Origin of the sequence: Nonomuraea fuscirosea, from assembly GCF_035917475.1 — a bacterium.
GTDB lineage: Bacteria > Actinomycetota > Actinomycetes > Streptosporangiales > Streptosporangiaceae > Nonomuraea > Nonomuraea fuscirosea.
In genome coordinates, this window is record NZ_CP109074.1 from 4,337,146 (window position 1) to 4,362,172 (window position 25,027).

Below are 25,027 nucleotides of genomic sequence, written 5' to 3' on the forward strand. Positions count from 1 at the left end.
GACCCGGCGGATCTCCCGCGCGACGAGCGCGGGGTCCGCGAGGTGCAGGTAGTGGTCCGTGCTGGACGCCACGACGTGCCGTCCCAGGGTCGAGAGCGTCGGTCATCCACGCTCCCGTACGCAGCAGTCCGACGCCGGCCAGGAAGGACCACACGTTCGCCTGGACCGTCGCGAGGGCTGCCGGGTTCGCACCGCTCCGCTCGTCCGCGACGTCGAGCAGCACCAGCCCGGCCACGCTCGCTGGCCGGCGGGCACGGAACACCCGCAGGACGTGCCCGCCCCAGGAATGCCCCACGAACACGTACGGCCCGCGCTCCCCCGCGTTCCGCAGTGAGGCCGCGAGGTCGTCCGCCTCGGCGGAGACGTCCCGGACACCCGGACCCGGCCGGCTCCAGGCGTGGCCCGCCCGGTCGTAGGCGCACGAACGCTGCCCGGAAGCGGCCGATCGCCGCTGGAGGTCGTCCCACGTCGTGGACGAATCACCCCAGCAGGAAGCCGCGCCAAGCCCACTCTTCGCAGAACGCCAGCGGCAACAGCAGGACGAACAGCCCGAAGCCGGTCGCGAGTGCGGACAGGATCAGCCCGACGGGCACACCCGTCTCGTGGGCCGTCTCGGGCGCGTACACGCTATGCAGCCCGGAGAAGTTCTCGATGTCGAGCGGGTACACCCCGGCCAGCGCGCCGATCGCGACAGCGAGGAAGGCGAGGACGAGCGGAACCATGAACGCGATCCCGCAGTAGCGGACGAGCCGGCCAGTCGGACGCAGCGGAGCCAGGGCGGTGTCGCGCGGAATGCCGGCCGGCCGGCCCACCGAACGGCCACGAACGTGGCCAGACCGGCCGCGAGCATGCCGCCCGCCGCGACCACGTCGACGCCGGTGCGCAGGCGCAGCAGCCAGGGAAGCCACGAGACCCCGAAGGGGATGAGCAGGAACGTCGCCGGCTCGCGACGACGACGGCAGCCGTCGCCGGCTCGCGCACTGACGACGGGCGGATCGGAGACTGTCGAGCGCAGGGAGAAAGTCCTTGGCCACGGTGCACGGCCTCGGCGAGCAGGAGGTACTGCAGCGGGGTCATCGACTCGTTCGGAGCCAGGAAAGGCAGGCCGGGCGAGGTCGATCTCCTCTCGAACGGGTGACCGGGGCTCGGGTCCGCCAACTCGGGAATGTCGCTTTCCGTCACTGATGTACTCTTCGACAGCCGGTAACAGCAACGTGACCTGGTCACTTACGGGTGACAGCGGACGGGGGGACCCCATGTCGCACCAGAGCGAAGCGGACAGGGTGCTGCGTTCGCGGGGCCGGATGTGCCTCGACCACGACCCCGACGTGCTCCGGTCGGTCCTCGACCGGGTCGCCGACCGGTGGAGCCTGATCCTCATCGGACTGCTCGACGACAAGCCGATGCGCTTCACCGAACTGCTGCGCACCGCGCCCGGCATCTCCCGCCGCATGTTGTCGCTGACACTGCGCAGCCTGGAACGCGACGGGCTGGTCAGGCGCGTCGCCTACCCGGAGATCCCGCCCCGGGTCGAGTACGAGGTCACCGCGTTCGGACGCAGCCTGTCCGACCCCGTGCTGGCGCTCGCTCGATGGACGGCCGACAACCAGAACACCATCCGCGCCAATCGCCACGCCTTCGACCAGGCCACCGGCGCCGAAGACGACGACCTGAACTGACGACCCGAACCGACGTGGACTGAGGCCGGCCACCGGGCCGGTCCCCTCCATGTGACCTCGGTTCAGTTGAAGTTACCGATCAGCGGCCTGTAGTCAGTACTGCGAGGTCACCGGCACCCGGCTCCCGTTTCCGGGCAGCGCCCCGTGCCCGCGTGCCTCGTCCCGTGACGCTTCCCGCTCGCCCCCTGTCCCGGGGCTACTTCGGCGTGCCCGCACCCGGGCCGCCGCATATCGGAAACTTCGAAAGGACCCGCGATGACCCGCATCGGCATCATCCTCGGCAGCACTCGTCCAGGACGCAACGGCGAGCAGGTGGCGCACTGGGTGCTGGAGCACGCCTCCCGGCGCTCCGACGCCGCCTTCGAGCTCGTGGACCTGCTGGACTACCCGCTGCCGCACCTGGACGAGCCCATGCCCCCGGCCTACGGGCAGTACCGGAACGAGCACACCAAGGCGTGGTCGGCCAAGATCAGCTCCTTCGACGGCTTCGTCATGGTGACGCCCGAGTACAACCACTCCACCTCCGGCGTGCTGAAGAACGCGATCGACTACCTGAGCGCCGAGTGGAACAACAAGGCGTTCGGCATCGTCTCGTACGGCAGCGTCGGCGGCGCCCGGGCGGCGGAGCACCTGCGGCTCATCGGCGGCGAGCTCAAGCTCGCGGACGTGCGCACCAACGTGACGCTGTCGCTGTTCACCGACTTCGAGGGCTTCAGCAAGCTCGCGGCCGGCGAGCACCAGGTGGCGGCCCTGACGACCATGCTGGACGAGGTCCTCGCCTGGAGCCGCGCCCTGGCCCCGCTGCGCCGGGCCGCCTGATCCCCGTGCCCGGCCGGGGTCGCCGTCCCGCGCCCCGGCCGGCGCCGATCGTCTCGCCACACCACAGCAGGAGGAACCGTGCATTTCGAGTTGGGGCTCAACTCGTTCGGCGAGATCGCCACCGACGGCGGGCGCGAGCTGAGCGACGCCGAGACCGTGCGGCTGCTCGTCGAGGAGGCCCGGCTGGCCGACCAGGCGGGGCTGGACGTCTTCAGCGTCGGCGAGCACTACCGGGAGGGTCACAACGACTCCGCGACGCCGGTGCTGCTGGCCGCGATGGCCACCGCCACGCGGCACATCAGGCTCGGCACGTCGGTGACCGTGCTCAGCACGAACGATCCCGTCCGGCTCTACCACGAGTTCGCCACCCTCGACGCGGTGTCCGGCGGCCGGGCCCAGATCGTGCTCGGCCGCGCCTCGGCGACGGAGTCGTTCGCGCTGTTCGGGCACGACCTGGCCGGCTATGAGCGGTTGTTCGAGGAGAAGCTCGACCTGTTCCTGCGGCTCGAACGCGAGGAGCGGGTGACCTGGTCGGGCACCGTCAGGTCGCCGGTCACCGACTACCGGCCGCACCCGCGCATGCGGCCCGGCGGCATCCCCACCTGGATCGGGGTGGGCGGCACCCCGGACTCCGTGGTGCGCGCCGCCCGGCACGGCCTGCCGCTCATGATGGCCATCATCGGCGGGCAACCCCGGCGCTTCGCCCGCAACGTCGCGCTCTACCTCCAGGCGCTCGACCGCTTCGGCCATCCCGAGCTGCCGATCGGCCAGCACTCGCTGGGCCTTGTCGCCGACACCGACGAGGAGGCAATCGAGACCTGGTGGACGTACTGGCAGCCGGTCGTCGCGGCGATGGCCGCCGAGCGCGGCTTCTACGCACCCGACCGGCGGCGCTACGAGGCCGAGCTGGAGCACGGCGCGCTCTTCGTCGGATCGCCGGAGACGGTCGCCCGCAAGATCGTCCGGATGGCCCGTGAGCTGCGGCTGAGCCGCTTCGATCTCAAGTACGACATCATGCGCCTGCCGCGCGAGGCCCGCGCCCGCACGATCGAGTTGCTCGGCCGCGAGGTCGCCCCGCGCGTCCGCGAACTCCTCGCCGCCCCGGAGCAGGTGGCTCAATGAGCGACCAGGTGCAACCGGGTGGCTCGACAGGCGGCCTCCCACCCGGCGGCGTGCGCACCGTCGGCATTCTCGGGGCCGGCAAGGTCGGCACCGTGCTGGCCCGCCTCGCGGTCGCGGCCGGCTACCGCGTCCTGATCGCCGGCTCCGGCGAGGCGGCGCGGATCTCGCTGATCGTCGAGGTCGTCACGCCCGGCGCGGAGGCGGTGACGGCGGCGCGGGCGGCGGCCGAGGCGGACGTCGTGCTGCTGGCCCTGCCGCTCGGCCGGCATCGCGAGGTGCCCGCCGAGGCGCTGCGGGGCAAGCTGGTGATCGACGCGATGAACTACTGGTGGGAGATCGACGGGGTGCGCGAGGACCTCACCGATCCGCGTACGTCCTCCAGCGAGATCGTCCAGGCGTTCCTGGCAGGGGCCCGGGTGGTGAAGGCGTTCAACCACATGGGCTACCACGACCTCGAAGCGGGCGCCCGGCCCGCCGGCGCCCCCGGGCGCGCCGCGATCGCCGTCGCCGGCGACGATCCGGCGGACGTCGCGGTCGTCGCCGCCCTCGTGGACGCGCTCGGCTTCGACCCGGTGCCCGCCGGGCCGCTCGCCGAGGGCATCCGCCTGGAGCCGGGCACGGAACCGTTCGGCGCGAACGTCACCGCCCCTGAGCTGCGCGCCATGCTCGACCGGTTCCCGGCATCGCCGCGCGGACGTGAGGTACTTCACGCCAGGCGCGGGGAAGGTCCCCCAGGTAGAGAGACGTTCACCTCCACATCTGAGTTGTGATTCTCAACCCAGCCGGACGACGGAGAAGAACCATGGACATCGAAGGATCGGTCGCCCTCGTGACGGGCGCGAACCGCGGGATCGGCCGCGCGCTGGCCCGCGCGCTCGTCGAGCACGGCGCGGCGAAGGTCTACGCCGGCGTACGCGTCCCGGCGCACGTGCCGGACGCCGGCGTCGTTCCGCTGCGCCTGGACGTCACCGACCAGGAGAGCGTCGCGGCGGCCGCGGCCGCCGCGGGCGACGTCTCCATCGTGATCAACAACGCGGGGGTCGGCGACGCGGGCACCAAGCTGCTGGAGGGCTCCTTCGAGGGCGCCCGCCAGGCGATGGAGGTCAACTACTTCGGTACCTGGGCCGTCTCGCGTGCCTTCGCGCCCATCCTGGCCCGCAACGGCGGCGGAGCCCTGGTCAACGTGCTGTCGGTGGCCTCCTGGGCCGGGCGGCCTGACTTCCCCGGGTACGCGGCGTCGAAGGCCGCGCAGTGGTCGCTGACCGACTCGCTGCGCCAGGCGCTGCACGCCCAGGGGACGCTGGTGCTCGGAGTGCACGTCGGGTTCGTCGACACCGACCTCAGCGCCTGGGTCGACGCACCGAAGATCGGCGCCGACACCCTGGCCGAGCAGGTCATGGACGCCCTCCTCGCCGGTCAGTACGAACTGCTGGCCGACGAGAAGACCCGCAAGGCCAAGGCCGCGTTGTCACAGCCGGCCGGGCCCCCGTCCACCTCCTGATCCCGGCCTCTGACCGGGAAAAGCTGTCCAGCAGGGACAGGCCGGAGAGATCTCAGAACCGCTCGGCAAGGCTATCCAGGGGAGGTAGAGCGCTTGTCGTAGGTGTCGCGGGCGACGGTTACCTGTTCGATGTGCGTTTCGGCCCAGTCCTTGATGGCCTGCATCACGGGTAGCAGGCTGACGCCCAGTGGGGTGAGGGCGTAATCGACGCGTACGGGGACGGTGGGTGTGACGGAGCGGGAGACCAGGCCATCGCGTTCCAGGGTGCGCAGGGTCTGCGTGAGCATCTTCTGGCTGACACCGGCGATGGTACGAGACAGGCTGCTGTACCGCTGCGGGCCGTCGGCGAGCGCGGTGAGCAGGAGACTCACCCATTTGTCGCTGATCCGGTCGAGAAGTTGACGCGCTGGGCAGGTCGCGAGGTAGGCGTCGTAGGCGACGCGCGCGTGCTCACGCTGCTGAGTGGCGGTGCGGGTGGTCATCACACTCCTGCCCGTTCGGTACGCACTTCGAAGTTCGTACTTCCCAGCGGAGAGTAGCTCTCCATACGGTTGTCCTCAAGTCCGGAAACCTGGAAATGAGGAGGAGCTCGTATGCGCGCCGTTGTGGTCCACGCTTTCGGCGGACCTGAGGTGTTGCGGATCGCGGACGTGCCGATGCCGGTCGCCGCAGAAGGGCAGGTCCGCATCCGGGTCCAGGCCGCGACGGTCAACCCGGTCGATCTGGCCACTCGGTCCGGCGCGCTCGCCACGGCGGGCTTGCTGCCGGCGCGGGATGTGATCGGCATCGGCTGGGATGTCGCCGGAACCGTCGAACAGACGGGTCCAGGGGTCACCGGTATCGAGTGCGGGGACCAGGTGATCGGCTTGTCCGACCGGCTGGACGTACCGCTCGGAACTCAGGCCGAACACGTCGTGCTCGACGCGGACGCGGTCACCGCCGCACCTGCCGGCGTCTCGGCTGTGCAAGCAGCCACGCTGCCCCTGAACGGTCTCACCGCCGCGCAAGCGCTCGACGGGCTCGACCTGAAGACCGGGCAGACGCTGCTGGTGACCGGGGCGGCCGGCGCTGTCGGCGGCTTCGCGGTCCAACTGGCCGTCGCGCGCGGGCTCCGGGTGGTCGCCGTCGCCGGGGCCGATGACGAACCGCTCGTCCGCGAGCTGGGAGCCGAACTGTTCGTGCCACGCACGGCGCGGCTGGGTGAGGCGGTCCGTTCGCTGGTTCCTGGCGGTGCGCACGCGGCACTGGACGCTGCCGTGGTCGGAGCGGCCGCCCTCGACGCGGTCCGGTCGGGAGGAGCCTTCGCCGCGCTGGTGGCGGGAGGAGCGCCGGTTCCGCTGCGCGGCATCCGAGTCTTCAACCACTGGATCCGGGCTGACACCACCCTCCTCTCCGAGCTTGCCTCGCTGGTCGAAGCAGGCTCCCTCACCCTACGCGTCGCCGAGACCATGCCCATCGACCACGTCGCCGACGCCCACCGGCGCCTCGCCGAAGGCGGCCTTCGCGGTCGCCTCGTCCTCACTCTTCAATGAAGGACTTCTCAATCGGCGACATGAGGGCGAGCACATGAAGGACAGCGGGCACTCGCGGCTATCAGGACCCGGCCGCGGCGCGGTCGCGGTGGGCGCGGATCTCGTCATGGTGCTCGGAAACCCAGCCGATCAGCTGTTTGACGATGTCGATCAGGCCGCGGCCGAGAGGGGTGAGGGTGTACTCCACGCGGGGCGGGACCTCCGCGTAGGCCGTACGGGTGATCAGCCCGTCCTGCTGGAGCTGGCGCAGGGTGTGACTGAGCATGCGCTGGGAGATCCCGGAGACATCACGCTGCAGGTCGGTGTAGCGCAGGGTGCCGTCCTCCAGGCACGCGATGATCAGCATGCTCCACTTGTCACCGACCCGGTCCAGGATCTGGCGAACGAAGCCCATCTGGCCGGCCGGGATCGCCGCGCAGGGCCCCCGGCTCGCGGCGGCCGCCGATTCTTCCGCGTGCTCCATACGCACATTTTCCTCCGTGACGCACAGTGATGTGCCTTTTGTAAGCCATTCCATACTGGCCTACGTTGACGTTACGCACAAATAGTAGGAATTAGGGGGATGCTGTGCGGGTCGGAGCCCTGGCCCGAGGGGGCCGGCCCCAGGTACGGGCTGGTCAACCGGCGCCTGGAGCCGATCGTCGAGCGGTTCGAGCACGTGGAGACGATCCACCGGCCCTTCCCGCTCGCCGGCCACTTCCCCAAGGGCTCCACTCTCACCGTCCGTGACAACCCGCTCCGCGACCTCCTGGCCGCACACCTGAAGAAAGTGAATCGATCATGCCTACACTCGCCATCGTCGGCGCAGGCCCTGGCATGGGCCTCGCCATCGCCCGCACCTTCGGCTCCAAGGGCTACGACGTCGCGCTCATCGCCCGCAACCGGGCCAAGCTCGACGACCTCGTCGGCCGGCTCACCGCGGAGGGGGTCACCGCCGCCGCCTTCCCGGCGGACGTGCTCGACGACGACGCGCTGACCCAGGCTCTCCAGGACTCCGCCGCGCACTTCGGCGGCATCGACGTCCTGGAGCACTCCCCCGCCCCGAGCATCGGCTCCCTGAGCCTCGCCTCCCCCTCCGAGACCGACCCGTCCAATGTGCAGGGACTGATCGACCTGCTGTTCTACAGCGCCATCACCGCCACCCGGGCCGTTCTCCCCGCCATGCGCGCGGCCGGCGCGGGCACCCTGCTCTACACGAACGGAGGCGGCTCGGTCGACCCCCTTCCGATGCTCGGCAACGTCAACGCCGCCCAGGGAGCGCTGCGCAACTGGGTGCTCAACCTGCACAAGGAGCTGTCCGGCACCGGTATCCAGGCCGCGCACGTCGCCATCGGCGTGTGGATCGGCGCGGGCGGCCCTCCCGGAGTCCTGACCGCGGAGGCCGAGGAGATCGCCCCTCTCTACTGGGACCTGCACGTCCAGCGCGACGAGGCCGAGCGCGTCTTCACCGGATGACGACGACTCCCAGCTCTCCGTCGTCATCGGTCAGCGCCGGCACGTCCTCGGCGCTATCTCGGCGCCTGGAAGCCGCCGATCTTCCGCTCGAGCAGTTCGGCCAGCCGTAGCGGAGTGCGGTCCTCGAACATCGGGCCGATGAGCTGCGCCCCCACCGGCAGACCCTCCGGGGAACGGCCCGCCGGGATGGCGGTGGCGGGCAGGCCGGGCATGGTGGCCAGGCCGGCCCAGACGAGCTGGTCGAAGTACGGGTACTCGACGCCGTCGATGTCGATGCGCCGTTCCAGCGGATTGGGGTGGTGGTCGTGCGGGAACGCCGGAGTGGGCGTGATCGGGCTCACCACGGCGTCGAACTCGGTGAACAGCTGCCGCCACCCGTGGCGGTGGGCCTCGCGGCGGTTGTTCGCCTCGATCCAGTCACGGTGGCTGGACAGCATGGCGCGCAGCCGCGTGGCGTCGAGGCTCTGGTCGTCCGCGCTCAGTTCGGCGACGCGGGTGCGCAGCTGCTCCTCCGTTTCGATGGGAAAACGCGCGGTGGAGCCGGAGATCAGCAACCGCATGTAGAGCGTCGCGGCTTCGGTCAAGTCGGGCAGCAGCGGGCTGTGCCGGACGACGCGGGCCCCCTCCTCGACGAGCGCGGCGGCCACCCGGTTCACGCCCGCCCGCACGGCGGCCCCGGTCGCGATGAGCGGGTGCTCGTCGATGATCAGGACCCGGAAATCGCGCAGCCGCTCGTGGCGGGCCGGCGGCAGAGCCAGGCGGTGCGCCACGCCGAGCGTCAGCGGGTCGGGCCCGGCCATGACGTCGAGCAGGAGCGCGAGGTCGCGGGCGGTGCGCGCCATCGGTCCGACGACGGCGAGGTCGAGGTCGACCGGCAGGGCCGGCTCGGACGGCGCGACCATGCCGCGCGTCGCCGCCAGCCCGAGCGTCGGTTTGTGCGCGTACACACCGCAGAAGTGCGCCGGAGTGCGCAGCGAACCGGCGAGGTCGGAGCCGATGGACAGTGCGCCGAACCCGCAGGCCAGGGCCGCCGCCGACCCGCCGGAGGATCCACCCGGCGTGCGAGTGTGATCCCACGGGTTGTTGGTGGTGCCGTAGATCTCGTTGAAGGTCTGGATGTCCTGCAGCCCCAACGGCACGTTGGTCTTGCCGAGCACCACCGCGCCCGCGGCCTTGAGCCGCGACACCTGTACCGCGTCCTCGGGCGGCAGGTAGCTCCGGTGCGGCGGCATGCCCCAGGTCGTGGTCATCCCGGCGATGTTGTACGACTCCTTGACCGTCACCGGAATGCCGAGCAGCGGCCGATCCTCGCCACGGGCACGCGCCTGGTCGGCGGCGCGGGCCGCGGCCCGCGCACGGGGGAAGTCCGGCACACAGATCGCGTTGATCGCCTTGTCGTCCCGCTCGATCCGGGCGATCGCGTCGTCGGTCAGTTCCGCCGAGCTCACCTCACCGGCCCGCAAAGCGGTCGCGAGTTCCTCAGCCGTTCGAAAGTCGCTTTCCATGAATGCGACTGTAACGGCCCGCCGCCGGCACCCGGCCTTTCATATGTCACCCGTATCCGCCAGAAAAGCCCCGACGACCGTCTCGACTGCCACTCGTTCTGCCACAGACATTGCATCGTCCCAGCTCAGAAGCATCATCAGCGAATCGACGCCACTGGCAAGGGCATGAATTGCCGCATTGCACAACGAGACAGATGTCTCAACTCCCGTCACCTTTCGCAGCGATCACAGGCTATTCATTCGACCACTGGCCACATCACGCGGGAATTGTCCAGTGAACGGGATGACTCATTTCCATCTCCTGCCATCGCGCGCAGCAGGTGCTCCAGGCGCCGCTCGCCGTCGCGGGTCTGAGCGCCGGCCGCGAGTGCGCCGCGCAGCAGCTTCGCCGCGGCGGGCCGGGCGAACCGGCTCGCCCATGCGGCCGGCCCGCTCCAGCGGGTACTGCGTGCCGCCGCCACCGGGCACGATGCCGGCCAGCACCTCCATCTGACCGAGCCCGGCCCGGCCGATCGCCGCGAACGTCATGTCGGCCGCCGCGACGAACTCGGCCCCGCCGCCACGCGCCGTCCCGGCCAGCTTGACGCTCGTCACCTGGGGCTGGCTGCGCAGAGCCTCGCTTTCGCGCGCTCGTACGCGATCCAGCCAAGCCGGCCGCCCAGGCACTGCGCGACCAGGGCGCCGAACTGGTCCACGGCGATCTCGACGACCCCGGCTCCCTGCGGGAGGCGATGCGCGGCGCGTACGGCGTGTTCAGCGTCCAGGCGCTGGCCTACGAGCACGAGAACCTGGCCCGCGAGGTACACCAGGGCAAGGCCCTCCGCTCGCCGGGTAGCCCCGGTGCATTGCTGCACCGGGGCCCCCTCAGAACCGTGCGTGCCACTCGTCGCGGCACACGGCTCAAGCAAGCCGCGAAGGGCGGTTCAGGTGCGCTGTGCTGAGCTCCTGCGCAGGCGGGCGAGGTGGCCGCGATGGCAGGAGGCGTGAACAAGGCGGGTCTGGCCATCGCCGGTCGGACCGGGCCGTCCATGGTGCGTCAGATAGTCGGCTGCTACCGCGCGTCGGACGACGTTCAACCACCATCGCGCCCATTGTTCAGGCGATTCGGGTGGCTGATCCGCCGTGAGCAGGTGGTCTCCGTAGAGCGAGCAGCGGCCGTCCTGCTTGGTGAGCAGGCGGAGGCTGTAGCGATCGAGCGGAGGCTTCACCCGAGCACGCCGTTTGGCCCAGTACTCGGCCAGGGCAGGGTCATCGGGGGATGCTCGGCCCAGGACGAGCATGTGTCGGACGATGGGGGTCCAGGCGAACTTGGTGAGGTAGGCGCCGGTCTCCTGGTCGCCGAACACCCACCAGTCGTTCCTGAACTTGTTGAACTTGCCGTAGTACCGGTCGACGATCCAGCGCCTCGGCTTGTTCGGATGGCCGCACTTGGCCCACTTGAAGGTGAGCCTCCATACGTAGTTGTCCAGGGCGGTGAACACCTTGGACGAGACCATGCTGCGGTAGTAGGCGGCCCAGCCCCGCGCGATGGGATCGAGCCGGGCGATGACCGCCTGCGCATTCGAGCCGCGCAGGCTGCGCATTTCGGCCGCGAGTCGCAGCTTCAGCCGCCTGACCGCCGAGGGGCTCGGTGTGGTCAGCGTCTTGCCGTTGGGATAGCGGCGGATGAGGACGCCCAGGAACTCGAACCCCTGGGTGAGGTGAACGATGCGGGTCTTATCTTCATTGAAGACCAGACCCCTGGGTCTCAGCCACTGGGCAAGGCGTGCCTTAACCTGTTCGGCCTGCTGCCTGGAGTGGCACAAGGCGATCATGTCGTCGGCGTAGCGGACCACTATCGGGCGTCCTGCCACCGTCTCTCCGGCATGGCAGCCGTCCGTTCGGTAGCTGACCCCGGCGGCTTCTTCCAGCCCGTGCAACGCGACGTTCAGCAGGCACGGGGAGATCACGCCGCCTTGAGGGGTGCCCTCGTCGGTCGGTGAGAATCCCGTGCTCTTCTCGAACACCCCGGCCTTCAGCCAGTCCCGGATCATGTCCCTGGCGGGGAAGGATCCGATGGCCTCCAGAAGCCGGGTGTGGTCGATGCGATCGAACGCCGCCGCCAGGTCCGCATCCAGTACCCACATCCGTTTCGCCAGCTTCTGACTGGTGGCCTGGAAGATGGACTGGATCGCGTCTTGGCAGCTCCGGCCTGGCCGGAACCCATACGATCGGGGCTCGAACCGGGCCTCCCACTCGGGTTCCAGCGCGTTACGGACCCGTGCCTGATGACATCGGTCCATGATCACCGGAATGCCGAGCGGGCGGAGCTTGGCGGGGTTGCTGACTTTCGGGATGTGCACCCGCCTGACCGCGCGCGGCTTCCAGGAACCGATCGTGGCGTGCACACGCACCGCCACCCCGGCCCTGGCCTCGGAGGTCAGCGCGACCTCCCCGTCGATGCCCGCGGTCTTGCGGCCGGCATTGCGCTGCGTCACCTGCCGCACGCTCACCAGCGTGTTGGCCCGGCTGCGCAGCATCAGCTTCTGCAGGTTCCTGACCTTGGGCCAGTCCTCCTCCTGAACCGCCTTGAAGATCCTGCGCCGCAGCCGCCGTACCTGCTCTTCCTGCGCCCGCCAGTCGATGGTCTCCCACTTCTCGGCGTCCAGGCGCAGCAGATCCTCGGGTCCGTTCACCATGTGGCGTCCAACTTGTCCCTCGGCTCCAGCGGAGTCGGTGCTTCGTCGTCAAAGGCTCACCTGCCCACGTCAGCGCCCTTTCGGGCCCGGGCACCGTGCCCGGTATCCGGCCGGTTATCCGAGACCGTCGCTGGAGGAAGCGACCTTGCCGTCCCGGTCTCCCGCTGCCTTTCGGCCGCCGGCCTTGGCTTCTTGGGCATCCTGTTCCCGCCGGGGAGTTCAGCTCTCCTCACGGTCGGCCTACCGCTCAGGTCAAACCTGGAGCGGACCCCGACGGAGTTTCCATGTTCCGCACGCATGAGACACGGCTGGGATCGGGCGTCCTCTGTACCCCGAGGGCAACGGTGTCTGCACGGTCCGGGTTCGGTCCCCGGCCGCCGTTCGCCGCCTTCCAACGGCTCGGCCCCTGTTCACCACGGTCAGCAACCCGTCCCGCAGTGTGGACATGACGAGGCATCAGCAAGGATTCACGGTCGTTCGCCCTTCCAGCCTTCCCCTCGCCTGTGGCCCCCGGACGGAACGGGCACCCTTGGGCTTTCCTCTGGGCTCCGCACCCCACGATTACCCGCAGCGCACGCCAGAGCAGGGACAGGTCTCAGACACTGACCTGGATCACGGTCCCGACATCGTCGGGCCTCCCTTCTCGTGACCACTCACAACGTGCGACCTCATGTCGCAACCAAAGATGTCCCCAGCCGCCAGGTAGGCCCTTGATAGCGCCGCAGTGCTCTCGCAGGGTTTCTCGGGGGCTTGAGCAGCAACCGAACTCGGCCCAGTGACGTTAAGAAGCCCCCGGTGGAACCGTCCTATCGTCACTGGCCGTTCTGATGCGGGTGCCGGCTGGTAACACTGGTGGCCACCAGGTACCCGCGATTGCCGGAACCGCTTATGAATCGGCCAGGTCAGCGTGGCCGCCGAACATCGTTGCGGCCTGGCGGCCCGCGGCCTGGTTCTGGGCGACGTAGGGCCGTAGCTCTTCTTCGTAGACGGTGAAGGCGGTCATGTGGCCTCCGACTACCGAGGCCAGTTCTCGGGCGAGGGTTCGGGCGCCGATCAGCGCTTGTGAGGTGCCCATGCCGCTGGTCGGGGCGGCGCAGTAGCCCGCGTCGCCGACCAGGGCGATCCGGCCGTACGACCAGTGGTCCAGGTGGACCTGGCAGGTCGAGGAGAAGTAGAAGTCGTCCGCTTCGCTCATCGCCTCCAGCAGCCGGGGGGCCTCCCCGCCGAAGCCGGCGAAAGCCGCTCGCACCGCGTTCTCCTGCTCGTCTCGGCTGCATCGGTCGAGTGCGGGCGAGGCGGTGGCGAAGGAGAAGCTGACTGTCAGGCGGTCCGGTGCGCCGGAGCTGAACAGATAGAGCGCCGCGCCGGGGCCTTGCTGCAGCAGGCCGCTACGCTCCAGGCCAAGGTGGTTGGAGGTGCTGAAGCCGACTCCGGACAGGCCCAGGTGGCGCAGCGCATCGGCGTGCGGGCCGAAGGCCAGTTGCCGCACCTTGGAATAGACACCGTCCGCTCCGATCACCAGGTCGAACTCGCCGGCGGTGCCACGCTCGAACTCGACCACGACGCCCGACCCGTGCTGGGTCAAGGCGCTGATCGAATCGCCGAACACGTAGGTCACGTCCTCGGCGGTGATGCGGTGAAGGATCCGGGTCAGCTCCTGCTTCGGCACCTCCAGTTCGCCGGCGAAGACCTCGGCGGGCAGCCGTCCGGTTTCCACGCCCTTGTCGTCCAGCAAGGTGGTGCCGCGCATCTTCATGTCGTGCCCGCGCATCTCGGCGAGGACGCCCAGTTCCTCCAGCACGTCGAACGCCTCGCCGCGGAAGTCCACCGCGTAGCCGCTGTCGCGAAGCTCGGGCGCGCGCTCGACCACGGTCACCTCGTACCCGTCGCGGTTCAGGAAGAAGGCGAGGGTGGGTCCGGCCACGCTCGCGCCTGAGATCAGAACTTTCGTCTTGGTCATGGGCGTGACGGTAAGCCGATTTGTCCATCTGGTCAAACCATTTGGATGAACCGAATGGTCAAACCGTCGGCTATGCTGCACGGCATGGGAAACCGAGAGGATCTGCTGGCCGGAGCCAAGCGGTGCCTGATCGAACGCGGGTGGGCTCGCACGACCGTCCGGGACATCGCCTCGGCCGCCGGAGTGAGCCATGCCGCCATCGGCTACCACTTCGGCTCCAAGGACGCCCTGCTCACCCAGGCCCTGGTGGAAGCGGTCGACGAACTCAGCGACGAACTCGCCCGCCGCACCCCCTCGGACGAGCCGGAGCAGCGCTGGCAGGCCCTGATCGACAGCTTCACCACCCACCGGGCGTTGTGGGTGGCGCAGCTCGAGGCCGCGGTGCAGGCGGAACGGTCACCGGAGGTGCGCGAACACCTCGCCAGAGGGCAGCGCGAGGGACGGGAAGGGCTCGGCGGCTCAGTCCCGCTCGCCCTGCTGACCGGACTGATGATGCAGTGGCTGCTGGACCCGGACCACGCGCCCGCCGGCGCGGACGTGATCGCGGAACTCCGATCACTCGCCACCCAACCCTGACAAGGCCAACCTGTGGGAGCCGGATGAGCTGACATGAGCGCTCCGCTCCCGAGGTATCCCCTGTCTCGAAGTAGTCGTGATCTCGCTGCGGCACCTTCGTGAGGGTGTCGGGATTAGAAGATTTCCCGACACCCCGCCGAAACAGCTCCCCGCGGCCCGGAAAATGAGACTTCGCGACACAAAACGCCGCCTCGGATGGGTGTTTTCGAGCTCGAATTGACGACAGGATTTCCCGACAGGTAGAAGTGGGCTCCCGTCCCCCATCCGAGGAACCGCCGGTGCGGATCGTCTACTCCCGCTCGTCCACCGCCACACAGTCCCTGCTGCGGCAGCGGCACATCCTCACCGAGGCCGGACTCCTCATCCGGACCGAAGGCGTCGCCGAAGGGTTCCGCCCGGCCGAAGGGGTGCTGCTGTTCGAGGACCCGGCGACAACGTCGAAGATCCCGGCGCTGGAGCGGCCCGCGTTCGCGAAGGTCGCCGCCGCCGCGCACCCCGGCGACGTCCTGACGGTCTCGGAGCTGTTCCGGCTGTGCCGCGACCTGATCGACATCCACGCCGTGCGCGACTGGTGCCAGGCCCGCGGCATCGCCCTGCGCGTCCTGTCCGGACCGCTGTCGAACTTCCATGACCTCGCGGCCAACGACGCCACCACCGCACTGCTCATCAACGTGATCACTGCGGTCGGGCAGTTCCAGCGCGACATCCAGAACGAGCTGACCGTCGAGGGGATCGCCGCAGCCGAGGCCGAAGGCCGCTACCGCGGCCGGCCACCCGCGCTGGACGGTGACCGGCGCGAGGACGTACGGGCGGCCTTCCACGAGGGCGCCTCGATTGCGGCCTTGGCACGGGCTCATGGGGTGAGCCGGGCGGCCGTACGAACCGCCCTGGCCGACCTGCTCCCCGGCCAGGGCGTCCTGCCTCGGCCATCGGCGTGATCGGAGGGAAGGGGGTCAGGCGACCAGGTCGAGGTCAAGACGGCGGCTCATGTCGATGTCGATCGTGCCGTACAGGTTGGCGTTGGACCAGAACAGCGGCGAAAGTCCTCGCTTGTCGGCGTCGGTCAGCTTCTTCTGCCAGGCGGTGTCCTTGAGCACGGACTGAACCAGCAAGGTGTTGATGAAGACCAGCGCCGACTGGAGCAGGTGCAGGCTGAGCATGGAGACCTCCTGGAGCTCCTTGTCGCTGCCGGGGATGGTGCCGGCGCTGCCGTAGAACAGGTCGGTGTTGGCCGAATTCCAGTTCTCCACGACCTGCAGGCCCTCGTGGATCTCGCGGCGCAGCTCCTGCGAGGCGACGTACTCGGCGACGAACACGCTCTTGACCGCCTTGCCGAGTTCTTCGATGGCCTTGTAGGTGGGATGTTTGGGGCCGCCGCGGGTGAAGCGTCGCAGCGCCTGCTCGGCCTCGGCCGTGCCCAGCCGCAGGGCGGTGGCGTATTTCACCATCTGGTCGTACTGCTGAGCGATGATCTCCCAGTCGATCGGCTTGTCGGCCACCATGCCGGTCAGGCAGGACGGGACCTGATCATCGGCGTCGGCCTTCACCAGCTTCTGCCGGGCGATGTTCTTCATCCGCGGCAGCAACTTGAATCCCAGCAAGTAGGAGAACGCGAACCCGACCAGCGACTGGCCATGACTATCGGTGTACTGGCGGTCGATGGTGGCGTCGGTGCAGTGCCGCAGCACGCCCTCCATCATCGCGGCGACCTCGGAGGCGTTACAGGAACGAAGCTGGGAGTAGACGCACACCGATTTCCGGTCCACGTGCCAGTAGATCATGACGCCCGGGCCTCCGTACCGGGCGTGGTACTCGGTCATCAGGTTCGACGACCATGACCCGAACTTCTTGGAGTCCGACGCGCACGCGGTGCCGTCGCCCCACCACAGCGGATCCCGCATCCTCAACGTGGCGTTGACCAGGGTCGCGATCGCCGCTCGCAGGTTGTCGCGGTTGACGAACAGATGCCGGGTGGCCCGCAGGGCCGCCTCGGTCTCGCCGTGGCGGCCGCCGTCGGCGACCCGCTTGATCCCCACGTTCGTGCCCAACGCGTACAGCACCAGCAGCAGCCGTTTGCGGATCACGTCGCGCGGGGTCGCCTCTCTGGTCGCGACCGTGGTGAAGGCGTCGGTGAAGTCGGTGACGAAGTCCGACTCCTTCACGAAGTCCAGCAGGTCGATGATCCCCCAGCGGGCGGCGATTTCGGTGTGCAGCGCCCTCAGGTTCTCCGGGACCTTCAGCTTGCCAAGGTCGGGGATGTGCCGGCGCGGCTCGCTGCGGTGCGTCTTCACCTTCGTCCTGCCGGACTTGTTCCTGCTGACGGCTCGGCCGCAGGCTGCCATCGAGGCGCGCATCGCCTCCTGCAACGTGGCAATGAACACGGAGGAGTCCAGCGGCTGGTACAGGTTCTCGTAGTGGACGTCGCGGTTGTCCTCGAAGTCGGTCGGCAGGTCCTCCTCGGGGTTGCGCCAGCGGCGGGCGCCGGCGACGTAGATCTCGCGGCGGCGCAGTGCGTCCTTCAGCGACACGATCACGCACAGCTCGTAGGAGGCCCGCTCGATGACCCCGTTGTCATCGACGACGGCTTCCAGCCAGCCGTCCGGCACCACCCCCTTGGATGGGGACGTTCTCGCTGGCGTCGTAGTGGCGGGTGGTGTTCGGGATGTCGGCGTAGCGCTGCAGCAGGTCCACGGCGTCCATCACCGGCCGGTAGGCGGTGTTGTTGCACTTGAACTCGATCGCGGCCAGCAGCTTGGGCAGCATCCGCCGGTAGTAGGAGGTGTAGGAACTGGTCAGCACCGTCCGCACCCGAGCCTTATAGGCCCTGGCGTCCGCCTTCGCCTCGGCCACCAACGCCTCCAGCGTCGCCTCCTCGCCCGGCACCGCCGGGAACACCACCTGCCGGACCGCGCCCTCCGGCGCCCGCAGCGACGCTTCGGCGATCGAGAACAGCTTCTCGGTCTTGCGGTGCACCTTCTTGGCCTCGGCCTCGATTGCCTTCTCGACCTTCCGCTCCGCCCGCGTGTTGATCTTCGACACCAGGCCGATGAACAGATCGACCAACGCGTCCGTGATCTCCGTCGTCCGCGACCAGGCCAATGCGGCCACCAACGTCAACCGGACCGGCGGCTGATTCGCCGCGAAGTCCGAGGGATGCGAGGCCATCGCCCGCGCCCGCCAGGAGGCCACCAGCCGGTCGGAGTACCCTCCGAACAGATCCACCGCCAGGCCCAGCGCCTTGGCCCGTCGCAGCTTGACGATCTCTTCCAGCAGCGTCTCCAGCCCCAGCCGCCCGGGGTCGGACTTCAGCTCCAGCAGGAAGCCGTCCTCACCCGTGGCCAGCTCCCACAGCGACCGCGCCGAGTCCGCCGACAGCCCGTTCAGCACATGCAGGCAGAACTCCCGCTCGAACCGAGCCCTGCCCGCGCCCACGATCCGCTCCACCCTGCCTGGTGGCTCGATCTTCAAGGTCCGGCAGCGCGACAGCAGCGCTGCCCGCAATCCCTCATCGGTGAACACCATCGGGCAGATCTTGTCCGCCAGCCACTCGGCCAGCACATCCTCATCCGCCCGGGTCGACTCCCGAAATCCCAGCGCGTCCCGCACCTGTGCCCGGTGCCGCTCGATCGACCGGCCCGACCAGTCGTACTCCGCCAGCAACGCCAGCTCGACCTTCACCTGTCCGGCCACGTAATCCACCGCGGCCTTAGGCAGCTCACCCACGTGCCGTGGGAACCGGCCCTCGAGCTCGAAAAACTTCAGCATCAGGCCGAATCCCAGACGGGTCGCCCCCGTCTTGTTCCCCACCAGTTCCCAGTCGCCGTCCAGCAGCGTCCAAGCCGCAATCAGCTCTTCCGGCTCCCACTCCCGCCGCACCCGAACCCGCCCTCCACCTGACCGTCTCCGACACGAACACGATCAAGCAGAAACCCCACCCGCCCAGCCGGATTCACCGCTCCGAAAGGGGTCCCGGTAGCAATGAAGAAATTTCCAACGAAGTAATGCCTGACCTGCACTAACGACCGCGTTTGACGGGTTGGTGATCACTGCCGCTACGTTCGTTCCGGTTTTGTCCGGTACGGCAGGTAGAGGTGGTGCGTTGTCCGAGAAGATGTTCTCCGAGGAGCAGCTGGAGCAGCTGCGCTCGTTCCCGGAGATCACAGGCGATGAGTTGATCAGGTATTTCACGCCGACGGCGGCGGATGTGGCGTTCGTGAGTCCCGGTGGGCGCGGGCCTGTTGATCGGCTGGGCATGCTGGTCCAGCTGTGTAGCCTGCCCTGGCTGGGGTTCGTGCCCGACGATGTGGCCTCAGCGCCGGCCGCGGCGGTGGCGCGGGTGGCCGAGCGGCTCGGGGTGACGCCGGCCGCGCTGCGGCTGTACGGCAAACGCGATCAGACCCGCTCGGATCACCTGAGCCAGATCGCCAAGTATCTGGAGTGGCAGACCGCCCCGGCGGGCAGCCAGGCGATGAAGGAGCTGGAGCAGTTCCTGCTGGACCGGGCGATGGAACACGACTCGCCGACGCTGCTGTTCAACCTGGCGCGCGAGTATCTGAGGGCGGCCAAGGTGATCCGGCCCGGCGTGCTCATCCTGGCCAAGATGGTCGGCACGGCCCGCAAGGCGGCCGCCGAGCTGACCTCGCAGCTGGTGGGGCACCTGCTGACCGCTGAGCTCCGCGCCGACCTGGAGCGGATGCTGGCCGTGGATGCGGGGCTGGGGATGACCCGGCTGGAGTGGCTGGTCAGCCTGGCCCGCGACGCGTCGGCGACCTCGGTGAAGACCTCCATCGACAAGCTGACCTGGCTGCGCGCGATCGACGCCCACCAGATGGATGTGTCGGTGCTGCCGAACGAGCGCCGCCGGTTCCTGGCCCAGGTCGCGCGCCGCTCGACCAACCAGGGGCTGGAGCGGCGCAAGGAGCGCAAGTTCCCGATCCTGCTGGCGTTCGTCGCCCAGGCCGCGGTCGACCAGCTCGATGAGGTGGTGGCCCTGTTCGACCAGGCGGTGTCGGCTCGGGAGTCGCGGGCGAAGTCCAAGACGGATGAGGCTCTGGTAGAGCGGGCCAAGAAAGGTGAGGCCCGGCAGCTGGTGATGGAGATGATCCTGCCGGTGCTGGCCGACCCGTCGATCCCCGACGATGAGGTGGGCGGGATGCTGCGCGAGCGGATCGGCATGCAGCGACTGCGGGAGATCACCTCCGATGCGTGGAAGCCGCTGCCCAAAGACCACGGCCGGCTGTCTGAGCTGGACTCCTCCTACACCTACCTGCGCCAGTTCACCCCGAACGTGCTGGCCGCGATCGACTTCCAGGGCGGGCCGGGCACGGCCGAGCTGATGGAGGCGGTGGCCGTCTTGAAGGAGATGAACCGGCTCGGCGGCCGGAAGGTGCCCGCGGGGGCGCCGACCGGTTTCGTGCCCGCCAAGTACGCCGGCTACCTGGCCAAGGCCCGCAAGTCCGGGGAGGACACCGCCTACCGCCATTACTGGGAACTGTGCGTGATCTTGTGCCTGCGCGACGGGCTGCGCAGCGGGGATGTGTTCGTGCCGGGCTCGCGCCGCTACGCCGATCCGGCCACCTACCTGTACGCACCAGAGCAGTGGGCGCCCCGGCAAGGCGAGTACTGCCGCCTGGTGGGCAAACCACCGAACGCGGCGGACGCACTACAGCAGGGTAAGGAGGAACTGCACATGGCCCTGGAAGATCTGGAGCAGACCCTGGCCGGCGCCGCTCCCGACGACACCGGCATGGTCCGGCTGGATGAGGACGAGCACCTGGTGGTGCCGCCGCTGTCGGCCGAGGACGTACCCGCCGAGGCCAAGGCGCTCAAAGACGAGCTGGCCGCGATGCTGCCGTTCGCGCCGATCGCCTCACTGCTGATCGAACTGGACGCGCGCACGCACTTCCTGGACTGCTTCACCCACGCCGGCGGCCGCAAGCTGAGCACCTCGACCGAGACCAAGCGCAACATCCTGGCCGTGCTCATCGCGATGGCCACGAACCTGGGCCTGGCCCGGATGTCGGAGGCATGCGGGGTCTCCTACGACGTGCTGGCCTGGACGATGGAGTGGTACGTGCGGGAGGAAACGCTGCGCGAGGCCAACACGGTCATCGTCGACCACCACTACGGCCTGGAGCTGGCCAAGGTGTTCGGCGGCGGCACCATGAGCTCCTCCGACGGCCAGCGCTTCCCCGTCCGCGGCAAGAGCACCACCGCCCGCACCATGGTCATTTACGGCGGTCAGGTGCTGTCCACCTACACCCACGTCTCCGATCAATGGTCGACGTACGGCACGAAGATCATCGTGCCGACGGCGCGGGAGGCGCACTACGTCCTGGACGACTTCCTCGGCAACGCGACCGACCTCCCGATCGCCGAGCACGCAACGGATACGCACGGCGCCACGCTGATCAACTTTGCGCTGTTCGACCTGGTCGGCAAGGCCCTCACCCCGAGGATGCGGGATCTGACCCGGGTCACCCTGGTGCGGGACGATACCCCGACCGAGATCGCCAGGCGCTACCCGCACGCCGGCCTGCTGCTGGGCGCGCGCTGGAACGAGGACCTGGTGGCCGATTGCTGGCCGGACCTGCTGCGGATGGCCGGGTCTCTGAAGTACGGCCAGGCCACCGCCTCGCTGATCGTCGGCAAGTGGTCGGCCGCCTCGCGGCAGAACACCCTGGCCGCCGCGCTGAAGGAGTGGGGCATGCTCAGAAGGACCGTCCACCTGGCTAAATACCTGTCGGACCCGGCTTTCAGGCGGAAGATCTCGCGGCAATTGAACAAGGGCGAGAGCCTGCACGCGCTGCGCCGCGACCTGCACTACGCCCAGCAGGGCACCATCACCCGGCCGCATCTGGAACAGCAGAGCGAGCAGGCGTGGTGCTTGACTCTGCTGACCAACTCGGTGGTCGCCTGGACGACCGAATATTATTCCAGAGCGGTGCTGGAGCTGCGTTCCCAGGGTCGGGACGTGCCGGACGAGATCTTGTCGCACATCTCGCCCGGGCACAGCGACAACATCAACTTCTTCGGCGTCATCAACGTGGATGTCGAGGCGGAGCTGGCCAAGCTCGACACCAGCGGCTGGCGTCCGCTGCGGCCCGCGCAACTGCGTGAGCTGGGGCTGACGCTCTGACCGGCGCTTGTGCCATCAGAAAGCTGGCGCAAGCAGTTGATCTGGGGTGGTCCGCGCCGGGCGCGGGCCACCCCCTTGGTGGTTACGGCCCGTTCTGGGTGAGCGCGACGATGACCTGGAGCATGCCGTAGGCGGCCGTCTTGGTCTCGGCGTCGAAGGCGACGGTGCGCCCGCTTCTGGTGGCGCCGGGCATGTTGGCCAGGGCGTTTGCAGGGCGGTGGAGAGTGAGGCGGGCCGCCAATTGGGGCCCGATCGAGGAGCCCTGGGCGCTGAGGTCGGCGGCGGTCACGGCCCCACCGCTACTGCGGATTGATCAAGGTGCTGGAAGCGCCCCGGCGATCGTCGAGGTGGTCGACGGCGGCACACTACCTGCTGTGCGTTCCTCTTCGTTGATCTCCCTGACCGCTCTGCTGCCGGTGGCCTTGATCGCCCTCGTCGTGCTGGGCGCGTTGGTGGCGTGGCTCGGCCGGCTCGGACATGGACGAGCGGTCCTGACTGCCTGTCTGCGGGCGGCCGCCCAACTCGGCGTGGTCTCCGTGCTGATCGCCTGGGTGATCGCCTCCTTCGCGGCCACGGCGGGATTCGTCCTGCTCATGTACGGTGTGGCCGCCTTCACCGCGGGCCGGCGCATCACGCGTGGCCGGAAGGCATGGTGGGCGGCGGTGCCGATCGCGGCGGGCGCCGCGCCGGTGCTGGCGGTGCTGGCCGTGAGCGGGACGATTTCCCTGGAGCCGATCGTGGTGATCCCGATCACGGGGATCCTGCTGGGTGGCTGCTTGACCGCTACCTCCCTGGCCGGACGGCGGGCCGTGGAGGAGTTGGTCCAGCGAAAGGGAGAGGTGGAGGCGGCTTTGGCGTTGGGCTTCCTGCCCAGGGAGGCGGCGCTGGAGATCTGCCGCCCGGCGGCGGCTCAGGCGCTGGTGCCCGCGCTGGATCAGACGCGTACGGTGGGGCTGGTCACCCTTCCTGGCGCCTTCGTCGGGATGCTGCTCGGTGGGGCGAGCCCGGCCGAGGCCGGAGTGGTGCAGCTCGTTGTCCTGGTGGCTCTGCTGGCCGCCGAGGCGGTCGCGATCTTGGTGACGACTGAGATGGTCGCGCGTGGTTGCTTCAGGTGAGCCGCCTGGCCTGGCGCCTCCCGGCTCGGCGGTTCGGCGGGGTGGGGTCGGCGAAGCGCGTCATTGAGACGGCGTGGGAGGGCTCATGACTGGGCCGCCGGTGGGGCGGGCGGCCGGGTTCCGAACAGGCCGGCGGCGAGCTTCTGCAGCAGGCTGTAGGCCAGGATCGGCAGGAGGACCTGCGGACGGTGCGCGAACCAGCTCGCGGCCAGGACCGCCGCCGCGCTGGTGTTGTTCATGCCGGTGGCGAAGGTGAGCGAGATGCCGTCGGGGGTGTCGCATCGGGTCCATCGGGATATCCACCTGCCGGCGAGGAAGGACACGCAACAGATCATGCCGGCCACGCCGACGGCCAGGACCAGGAAGTCGGGGTCGGGGTGTGACAGCGCCCGCCCGAGCGCGCCGGAGGCGTTGATGTAGCACAGCAGCAGGATGTTCACGATGTTGACCAATTTGACGACCGGGGCGATGCGTGCTGCTCGCCGCTCTCCGAGCATGGCGCGCGCGATGATCCCGGTCAGGCAGGGCAGCACGATCACGGCCAGGGCGAACGCGCCCGCGCCCGCCGTACCGGCCAGCCCGTCCAGCCGCGCCGTGTCATCGAGGCTGCCGGCGCCCGCCGGACCGACCAGGGCCGCGGACACGGTCAGTCCCCACGGAACCGTGAAAGGACTGAGCACTGTCGAGCCGACGACCATGGCGACCACCAAGGGAACGTTGCCACCCGCGTGCTGCCCCCAGGACGCCGCTCCACCGGCGATCGGCATCGCCAGCACCAGCAGCAATCCGACCGCTAGGCACTCCACCTCGGCGGCGTCGGGCCAGGCCCGCAGGCACAGCGCGGCGACCGGCAACAGCACCACCGGCAGGAGCGCGTTCACCGCCACGCCCGACGCCAGCCGCAGAGGTCTGCCCAGCACGGTGCGCAGATCCCGCACCCGCACGCCAAGACCCGCGGCCGACAACATCACGGCCAGCAAGATCATGGGCACCGTAACCGAACCACCCGATCCGAGCACGGGCAGCGCCACCGTCCGCACAACCTCGCCCGGCCGCGGCACCACCGCAGCCAGCAGGTAACAGACGATCATCAACGCGAGCAGCCGTCGCTGCACCGTCCCCACCATCCGGATCATCACTTAAGCAACCTATCGATTACTTTCAGTGAGGGCGCTTGAGCGGGGAGGAATTTGACGTAACCCATGGCGGAGGGCCGCCCTGGTCGGCCAGGAGCCCGCTGGTGCATCGCCACCCGAGGATCTGCGGTGCCTGTGGCGGCCGCGACTGCGGGCGCAGCGCCGAAACGCTCAGGAGCGAGCCGGACACCCCAGCACAGCGAATTCCAGGGTGCCCGGCGCGCTTGGCTCAGCCGTCCTCGATCTCAGTCGGCGTCGTGCTCAGCCATCCTCGGGCTCGGAGGCGTCGCCCTTGCCCTCTTGCTCGTGCTGGTCACCCGCCTGGCCTTGCTTATCCTCCTGGGTCTCGGTACCGGCCTCCTGCCCCTTGTCGTCGTTGCCGTCCTCGGCCTCGGACTTCTGGCCCTGCTCGTCCTCCGTGGTGCCCTCGTTCGGCTCCGCGCTCTCCTCGGGCGTGGCGGCCTCGGTCTCGGGGGCCTGCTCGGAGGGGGCAGCGGAGGACTGGGAGGAGGAAGGGGAGGGGGCGGGGGTCTGGTCGAGGGAGGAGGCGTACGCGGCAGCTCCGCCGCCCGCCACGAGGACGGCCACGGCGGCGAGCCCGGGGATGATCACAGACTTACGCATTGACATATCTCCGATGCATTGACGTCGTACTGACGCCCTCAGTCTGCGGAAACGCGGGATAGCGGCAGGTTCGGCCAACCGTAACGTGAGGTTAATCCTGGCCCGAATCACGGCCGCACGCTTTCTCGCGCGTGCGCGAAGGTTAGCGCCACACTAACCGAGTGCTGAGCGGGCGCTGTCTCGTCCT

General features: G+C 69.1%; 24 protein-coding genes and 1 pseudogene. 12 read left to right on the forward strand and 13 right to left on the reverse strand.

Annotated features, from left to right (window positions below; translation table 11 throughout):
* Positions 1-109 precede the first annotated feature (109 nt).
* Positions 110-427 (reverse strand): annotated as a pseudogene (locus tag OIE67_RS55495) (alpha/beta fold hydrolase); the annotation flags it as partial.
* 52 nt (positions 428-479) lie between these two features.
* Positions 480-722, reverse strand: a complete 243-nt coding sequence (locus OIE67_RS19810; RefSeq protein ID WP_326642413.1) for a hypothetical protein — start codon at positions 720-722, stop codon at positions 480-482.
* A 534-nt stretch (positions 723-1,256) separates the two neighbouring features.
* On the opposite strand from OIE67_RS19810, the gene OIE67_RS19815 reads away from it, so the two are divergent.
* The 5 genes from OIE67_RS19815 to OIE67_RS19835 all read left to right on the forward strand — a co-directional run bounded on the left by OIE67_RS19815 (position 1,257) and on the right by OIE67_RS19835 (position 5,121).
* On the forward strand, positions 1,257-1,679 hold the full coding sequence (locus OIE67_RS19815) for a winged helix-turn-helix transcriptional regulator (RefSeq protein ID WP_326642415.1): 423 nt from the start codon (positions 1,257-1,259) through the stop codon (positions 1,677-1,679).
* A gap of 255 nt (positions 1,680-1,934) precedes the next feature.
* Positions 1,935-2,498, forward strand: coding sequence for an NADPH-dependent FMN reductase (locus OIE67_RS19820; RefSeq protein WP_326642418.1), 564 nt, complete (start codon positions 1,935-1,937; stop codon positions 2,496-2,498).
* Between the two features lie 78 nt (positions 2,499-2,576).
* Entirely contained in the window at positions 2,577-3,620 is a 1,044-nt protein-coding gene (locus OIE67_RS19825; RefSeq protein WP_326642420.1) for an LLM class flavin-dependent oxidoreductase, read from the forward strand.
* Positions 3,617-4,390, forward strand: coding sequence for an NADPH-dependent F420 reductase (locus tag OIE67_RS19830; protein WP_326642422.1), 774 nt, complete (start codon positions 3,617-3,619; stop codon positions 4,388-4,390). The genes OIE67_RS19825 and OIE67_RS19830 overlap by 4 nt, the downstream gene beginning before the upstream one ends.
* A 32-nt stretch (positions 4,391-4,422) precedes the next feature.
* Complete coding sequence (locus OIE67_RS19835; protein WP_326642424.1) at positions 4,423-5,121, forward strand: SDR family oxidoreductase; 699 nt, start codon at positions 4,423-4,425, stop codon at positions 5,119-5,121.
* 71 nt (positions 5,122-5,192) lie between these two features.
* Here OIE67_RS19835 and OIE67_RS19840 read toward each other — a convergent pair whose 3' ends face one another.
* The gene (locus OIE67_RS19840; RefSeq protein ID WP_106240026.1) at positions 5,193-5,603 is read right to left on the reverse strand and encodes a winged helix-turn-helix transcriptional regulator; all 411 of its coding nucleotides are present in this window, start codon (positions 5,601-5,603) and stop codon (positions 5,193-5,195) included.
* 111 nt (positions 5,604-5,714) lie between these two features.
* Between OIE67_RS19840 and OIE67_RS19845 the strand changes: the two genes are divergently transcribed.
* Positions 5,715-6,653 carry an NADP-dependent oxidoreductase gene (locus OIE67_RS19845; protein WP_326642427.1) on the forward strand — a complete coding sequence of 313 codons (939 nt, stop codon included), beginning with the start codon at positions 5,715-5,717 and terminating at the stop codon, positions 6,651-6,653.
* A 61-nt stretch (positions 6,654-6,714) separates the two neighbouring features.
* On the opposite strand, the gene OIE67_RS19850 is transcribed toward OIE67_RS19845, so the two are convergent.
* Positions 6,715-7,116: a winged helix-turn-helix transcriptional regulator gene (locus OIE67_RS19850; RefSeq protein WP_326642430.1), complete on the reverse strand. Its 402-nt coding sequence runs from the start codon at positions 7,114-7,116 to the stop codon at positions 6,715-6,717.
* A 317-nt stretch (positions 7,117-7,433) separates the two neighbouring features.
* On the opposite strand from OIE67_RS19850, the gene OIE67_RS19855 reads away from it, so the two are divergent.
* Complete coding sequence (locus OIE67_RS19855; protein ID WP_326642432.1) at positions 7,434-8,108, forward strand: SDR family NAD(P)-dependent oxidoreductase; 675 nt, start codon at positions 7,434-7,436, stop codon at positions 8,106-8,108.
* Positions 8,109-8,161: 53 nt separating this feature from the next.
* Here OIE67_RS19855 and OIE67_RS19860 read toward each other — a convergent pair whose 3' ends face one another.
* Positions 8,162-9,613, reverse strand: coding sequence for an amidase (locus tag OIE67_RS19860; protein WP_326642434.1), 1,452 nt, complete (start codon positions 9,611-9,613; stop codon positions 8,162-8,164).
* 288 nt (positions 9,614-9,901) lie between these two features.
* Positions 9,902-10,207, reverse strand: coding sequence for a Clp protease/crotonase-like domain-containing protein (locus OIE67_RS19865; RefSeq protein WP_326642437.1), 306 nt, complete (start codon positions 10,205-10,207; stop codon positions 9,902-9,904).
* A 71-nt stretch (positions 10,208-10,278) separates the two neighbouring features.
* Between OIE67_RS19865 and OIE67_RS19870 the strand changes: the two genes are divergently transcribed.
* Positions 10,279-10,554, forward strand: coding sequence for an NmrA family NAD(P)-binding protein (locus OIE67_RS19870; RefSeq protein ID WP_326645407.1), 276 nt, complete (start codon positions 10,279-10,281; stop codon positions 10,552-10,554).
* Here the strand turns inward: OIE67_RS19870 and OIE67_RS19875 are convergent.
* A complete protein-coding gene (locus tag OIE67_RS19875; RefSeq protein WP_326642439.1) occupies positions 10,537-12,291 on the reverse strand; it encodes a reverse transcriptase domain-containing protein in 1,755 nt (584 codons plus the stop codon). The two genes, OIE67_RS19870 and OIE67_RS19875, sit on opposite strands and share 18 nt — an antisense overlap.
* Before the next feature lie 886 nt (positions 12,292-13,177).
* Positions 13,178-14,251 carry an FAD-dependent monooxygenase gene (locus OIE67_RS19880; protein WP_326642441.1) on the reverse strand — a complete coding sequence of 358 codons (1,074 nt, stop codon included), beginning with the start codon at positions 14,249-14,251 and terminating at the stop codon, positions 13,178-13,180.
* Positions 14,252-14,335: 84 nt separating this feature from the next.
* Here OIE67_RS19880 and OIE67_RS19885 point away from each other — a divergent pair, with 84 nt between their 5' ends.
* Complete coding sequence (locus tag OIE67_RS19885) at positions 14,336-14,827, forward strand: TetR/AcrR family transcriptional regulator (RefSeq protein ID WP_326642443.1); 492 nt, start codon at positions 14,336-14,338, stop codon at positions 14,825-14,827.
* Positions 14,828-15,105: 278 nt separating this feature from the next.
* Positions 15,106-15,765, forward strand: a complete 660-nt coding sequence (locus tag OIE67_RS19890) for a recombinase family protein (protein ID WP_326642445.1) — start codon at positions 15,106-15,108, stop codon at positions 15,763-15,765.
* Positions 15,766-15,780: 15 nt separating this feature from the next.
* On the opposite strand, the gene OIE67_RS19895 is transcribed toward OIE67_RS19890, so the two are convergent.
* Positions 15,781-17,433 (reverse strand): transposase, encoded by a 1,653-nt coding sequence (locus tag OIE67_RS19895; RefSeq protein ID WP_326642447.1) that lies wholly within the window; start codon positions 17,431-17,433, stop codon positions 15,781-15,783.
* A complete protein-coding gene (locus OIE67_RS19900) occupies positions 17,399-18,703 on the reverse strand; it encodes a DUF4158 domain-containing protein (protein WP_326642449.1) in 1,305 nt (434 codons plus the stop codon). The genes OIE67_RS19895 and OIE67_RS19900 overlap by 35 nt, the downstream gene beginning before the upstream one ends.
* Positions 18,704-18,926: 223 nt before the next feature.
* On the opposite strand from OIE67_RS19900, the gene OIE67_RS19905 reads away from it, so the two are divergent.
* Positions 18,927-21,965: a Tn3 family transposase gene (locus tag OIE67_RS19905; RefSeq protein ID WP_326642451.1), complete on the forward strand. Its 3,039-nt coding sequence runs from the start codon at positions 18,927-18,929 to the stop codon at positions 21,963-21,965.
* Positions 21,966-22,047: 82 nt separating this feature from the next.
* Here the strand turns inward: OIE67_RS19905 and OIE67_RS19910 are convergent, their stop codons facing one another.
* Positions 22,048-22,254, reverse strand: a complete 207-nt coding sequence (locus OIE67_RS19910) for a hypothetical protein (RefSeq protein ID WP_326642453.1) — start codon at positions 22,252-22,254, stop codon at positions 22,048-22,050.
* An 85-nt stretch (positions 22,255-22,339) separates the two neighbouring features.
* Here OIE67_RS19910 and OIE67_RS19915 point away from each other — a divergent pair, with 85 nt between their 5' ends.
* Positions 22,340-23,080, forward strand: coding sequence for an ABC transporter permease (locus tag OIE67_RS19915; protein WP_326642454.1), 741 nt, complete (start codon positions 22,340-22,342; stop codon positions 23,078-23,080).
* Between the two features lie 83 nt (positions 23,081-23,163).
* On the opposite strand, the gene OIE67_RS19920 is transcribed toward OIE67_RS19915, so the two are convergent.
* Entirely contained in the window at positions 23,164-24,216 is a 1,053-nt protein-coding gene (locus tag OIE67_RS19920; protein WP_326645409.1) for a bile acid:sodium symporter family protein, read from the reverse strand.
* Positions 24,217-24,477: 261 nt separating this feature from the next.
* Entirely contained in the window at positions 24,478-24,840 is a 363-nt protein-coding gene (locus tag OIE67_RS19925) for a hypothetical protein (RefSeq protein ID WP_326642457.1), read from the reverse strand.
* Positions 24,841-25,027: the final 187 nt, after the last annotated feature.

What these genes read in the sequence shown, in the direction of transcription:
- OIE67_RS19880 (WP_326642441.1), bottom strand. Translation starts at nt 14,251, where the DNA reads ATGACCAAGACGAAAGTTCTGATCTCAGGCGCGAGCGTGGCCGGACCC.
- OIE67_RS19885 (WP_326642443.1), top strand. Translation starts at nt 14,336, where the DNA reads ATGGGAAACCGAGAGGATCTGCTGGCCGGAGCCAAGCGGTGCCTGATC.
- OIE67_RS19830 (WP_326642422.1), top strand. Translation starts at nt 3,617, where the DNA reads ATGAGCGACCAGGTGCAACCGGGTGGCTCGACAGGCGGCCTCCCACCC.
- OIE67_RS19835 (WP_326642424.1), top strand. Translation starts at nt 4,423, where the DNA reads ATGGACATCGAAGGATCGGTCGCCCTCGTGACGGGCGCGAACCGCGGG.
- OIE67_RS19920 (WP_326645409.1), bottom strand. Translation starts at nt 24,216, where the DNA reads ATGATCCGGATGGTGGGGACGGTGCAGCGACGGCTGCTCGCGTTGATG.
- OIE67_RS19925 (WP_326642457.1), bottom strand. Translation starts at nt 24,840, where the DNA reads ATGCGTAAGTCTGTGATCATCCCCGGGCTCGCCGCCGTGGCCGTCCTC.
- OIE67_RS19860 (WP_326642434.1), bottom strand. Translation starts at nt 9,613, where the DNA reads ATGGAAAGCGACTTTCGAACGGCTGAGGAACTCGCGACCGCTTTGCGG.
- OIE67_RS19850 (WP_326642430.1), bottom strand. Translation starts at nt 7,116, where the DNA reads ATGGAGCACGCGGAAGAATCGGCGGCCGCCGCGAGCCGGGGGCCCTGC.
- OIE67_RS19840 (WP_106240026.1), bottom strand. Translation starts at nt 5,603, where the DNA reads ATGACCACCCGCACCGCCACTCAGCAGCGTGAGCACGCGCGCGTCGCC.
- OIE67_RS19815 (WP_326642415.1), top strand. Translation starts at nt 1,257, where the DNA reads ATGTCGCACCAGAGCGAAGCGGACAGGGTGCTGCGTTCGCGGGGCCGG.
- OIE67_RS19820 (WP_326642418.1), top strand. Translation starts at nt 1,935, where the DNA reads ATGACCCGCATCGGCATCATCCTCGGCAGCACTCGTCCAGGACGCAAC.
- OIE67_RS19810 (WP_326642413.1), bottom strand. Translation starts at nt 722, where the DNA reads ATGGTTCCGCTCGTCCTCGCCTTCCTCGCTGTCGCGATCGGCGCGCTG.
- OIE67_RS19875 (WP_326642439.1), bottom strand. Translation starts at nt 12,291, where the DNA reads ATGGTGAACGGACCCGAGGATCTGCTGCGCCTGGACGCCGAGAAGTGG.
- OIE67_RS19855 (WP_326642432.1), top strand. Translation starts at nt 7,434, where the DNA reads ATGCCTACACTCGCCATCGTCGGCGCAGGCCCTGGCATGGGCCTCGCC.
- OIE67_RS19845 (WP_326642427.1), top strand. Translation starts at nt 5,715, where the DNA reads ATGCGCGCCGTTGTGGTCCACGCTTTCGGCGGACCTGAGGTGTTGCGG.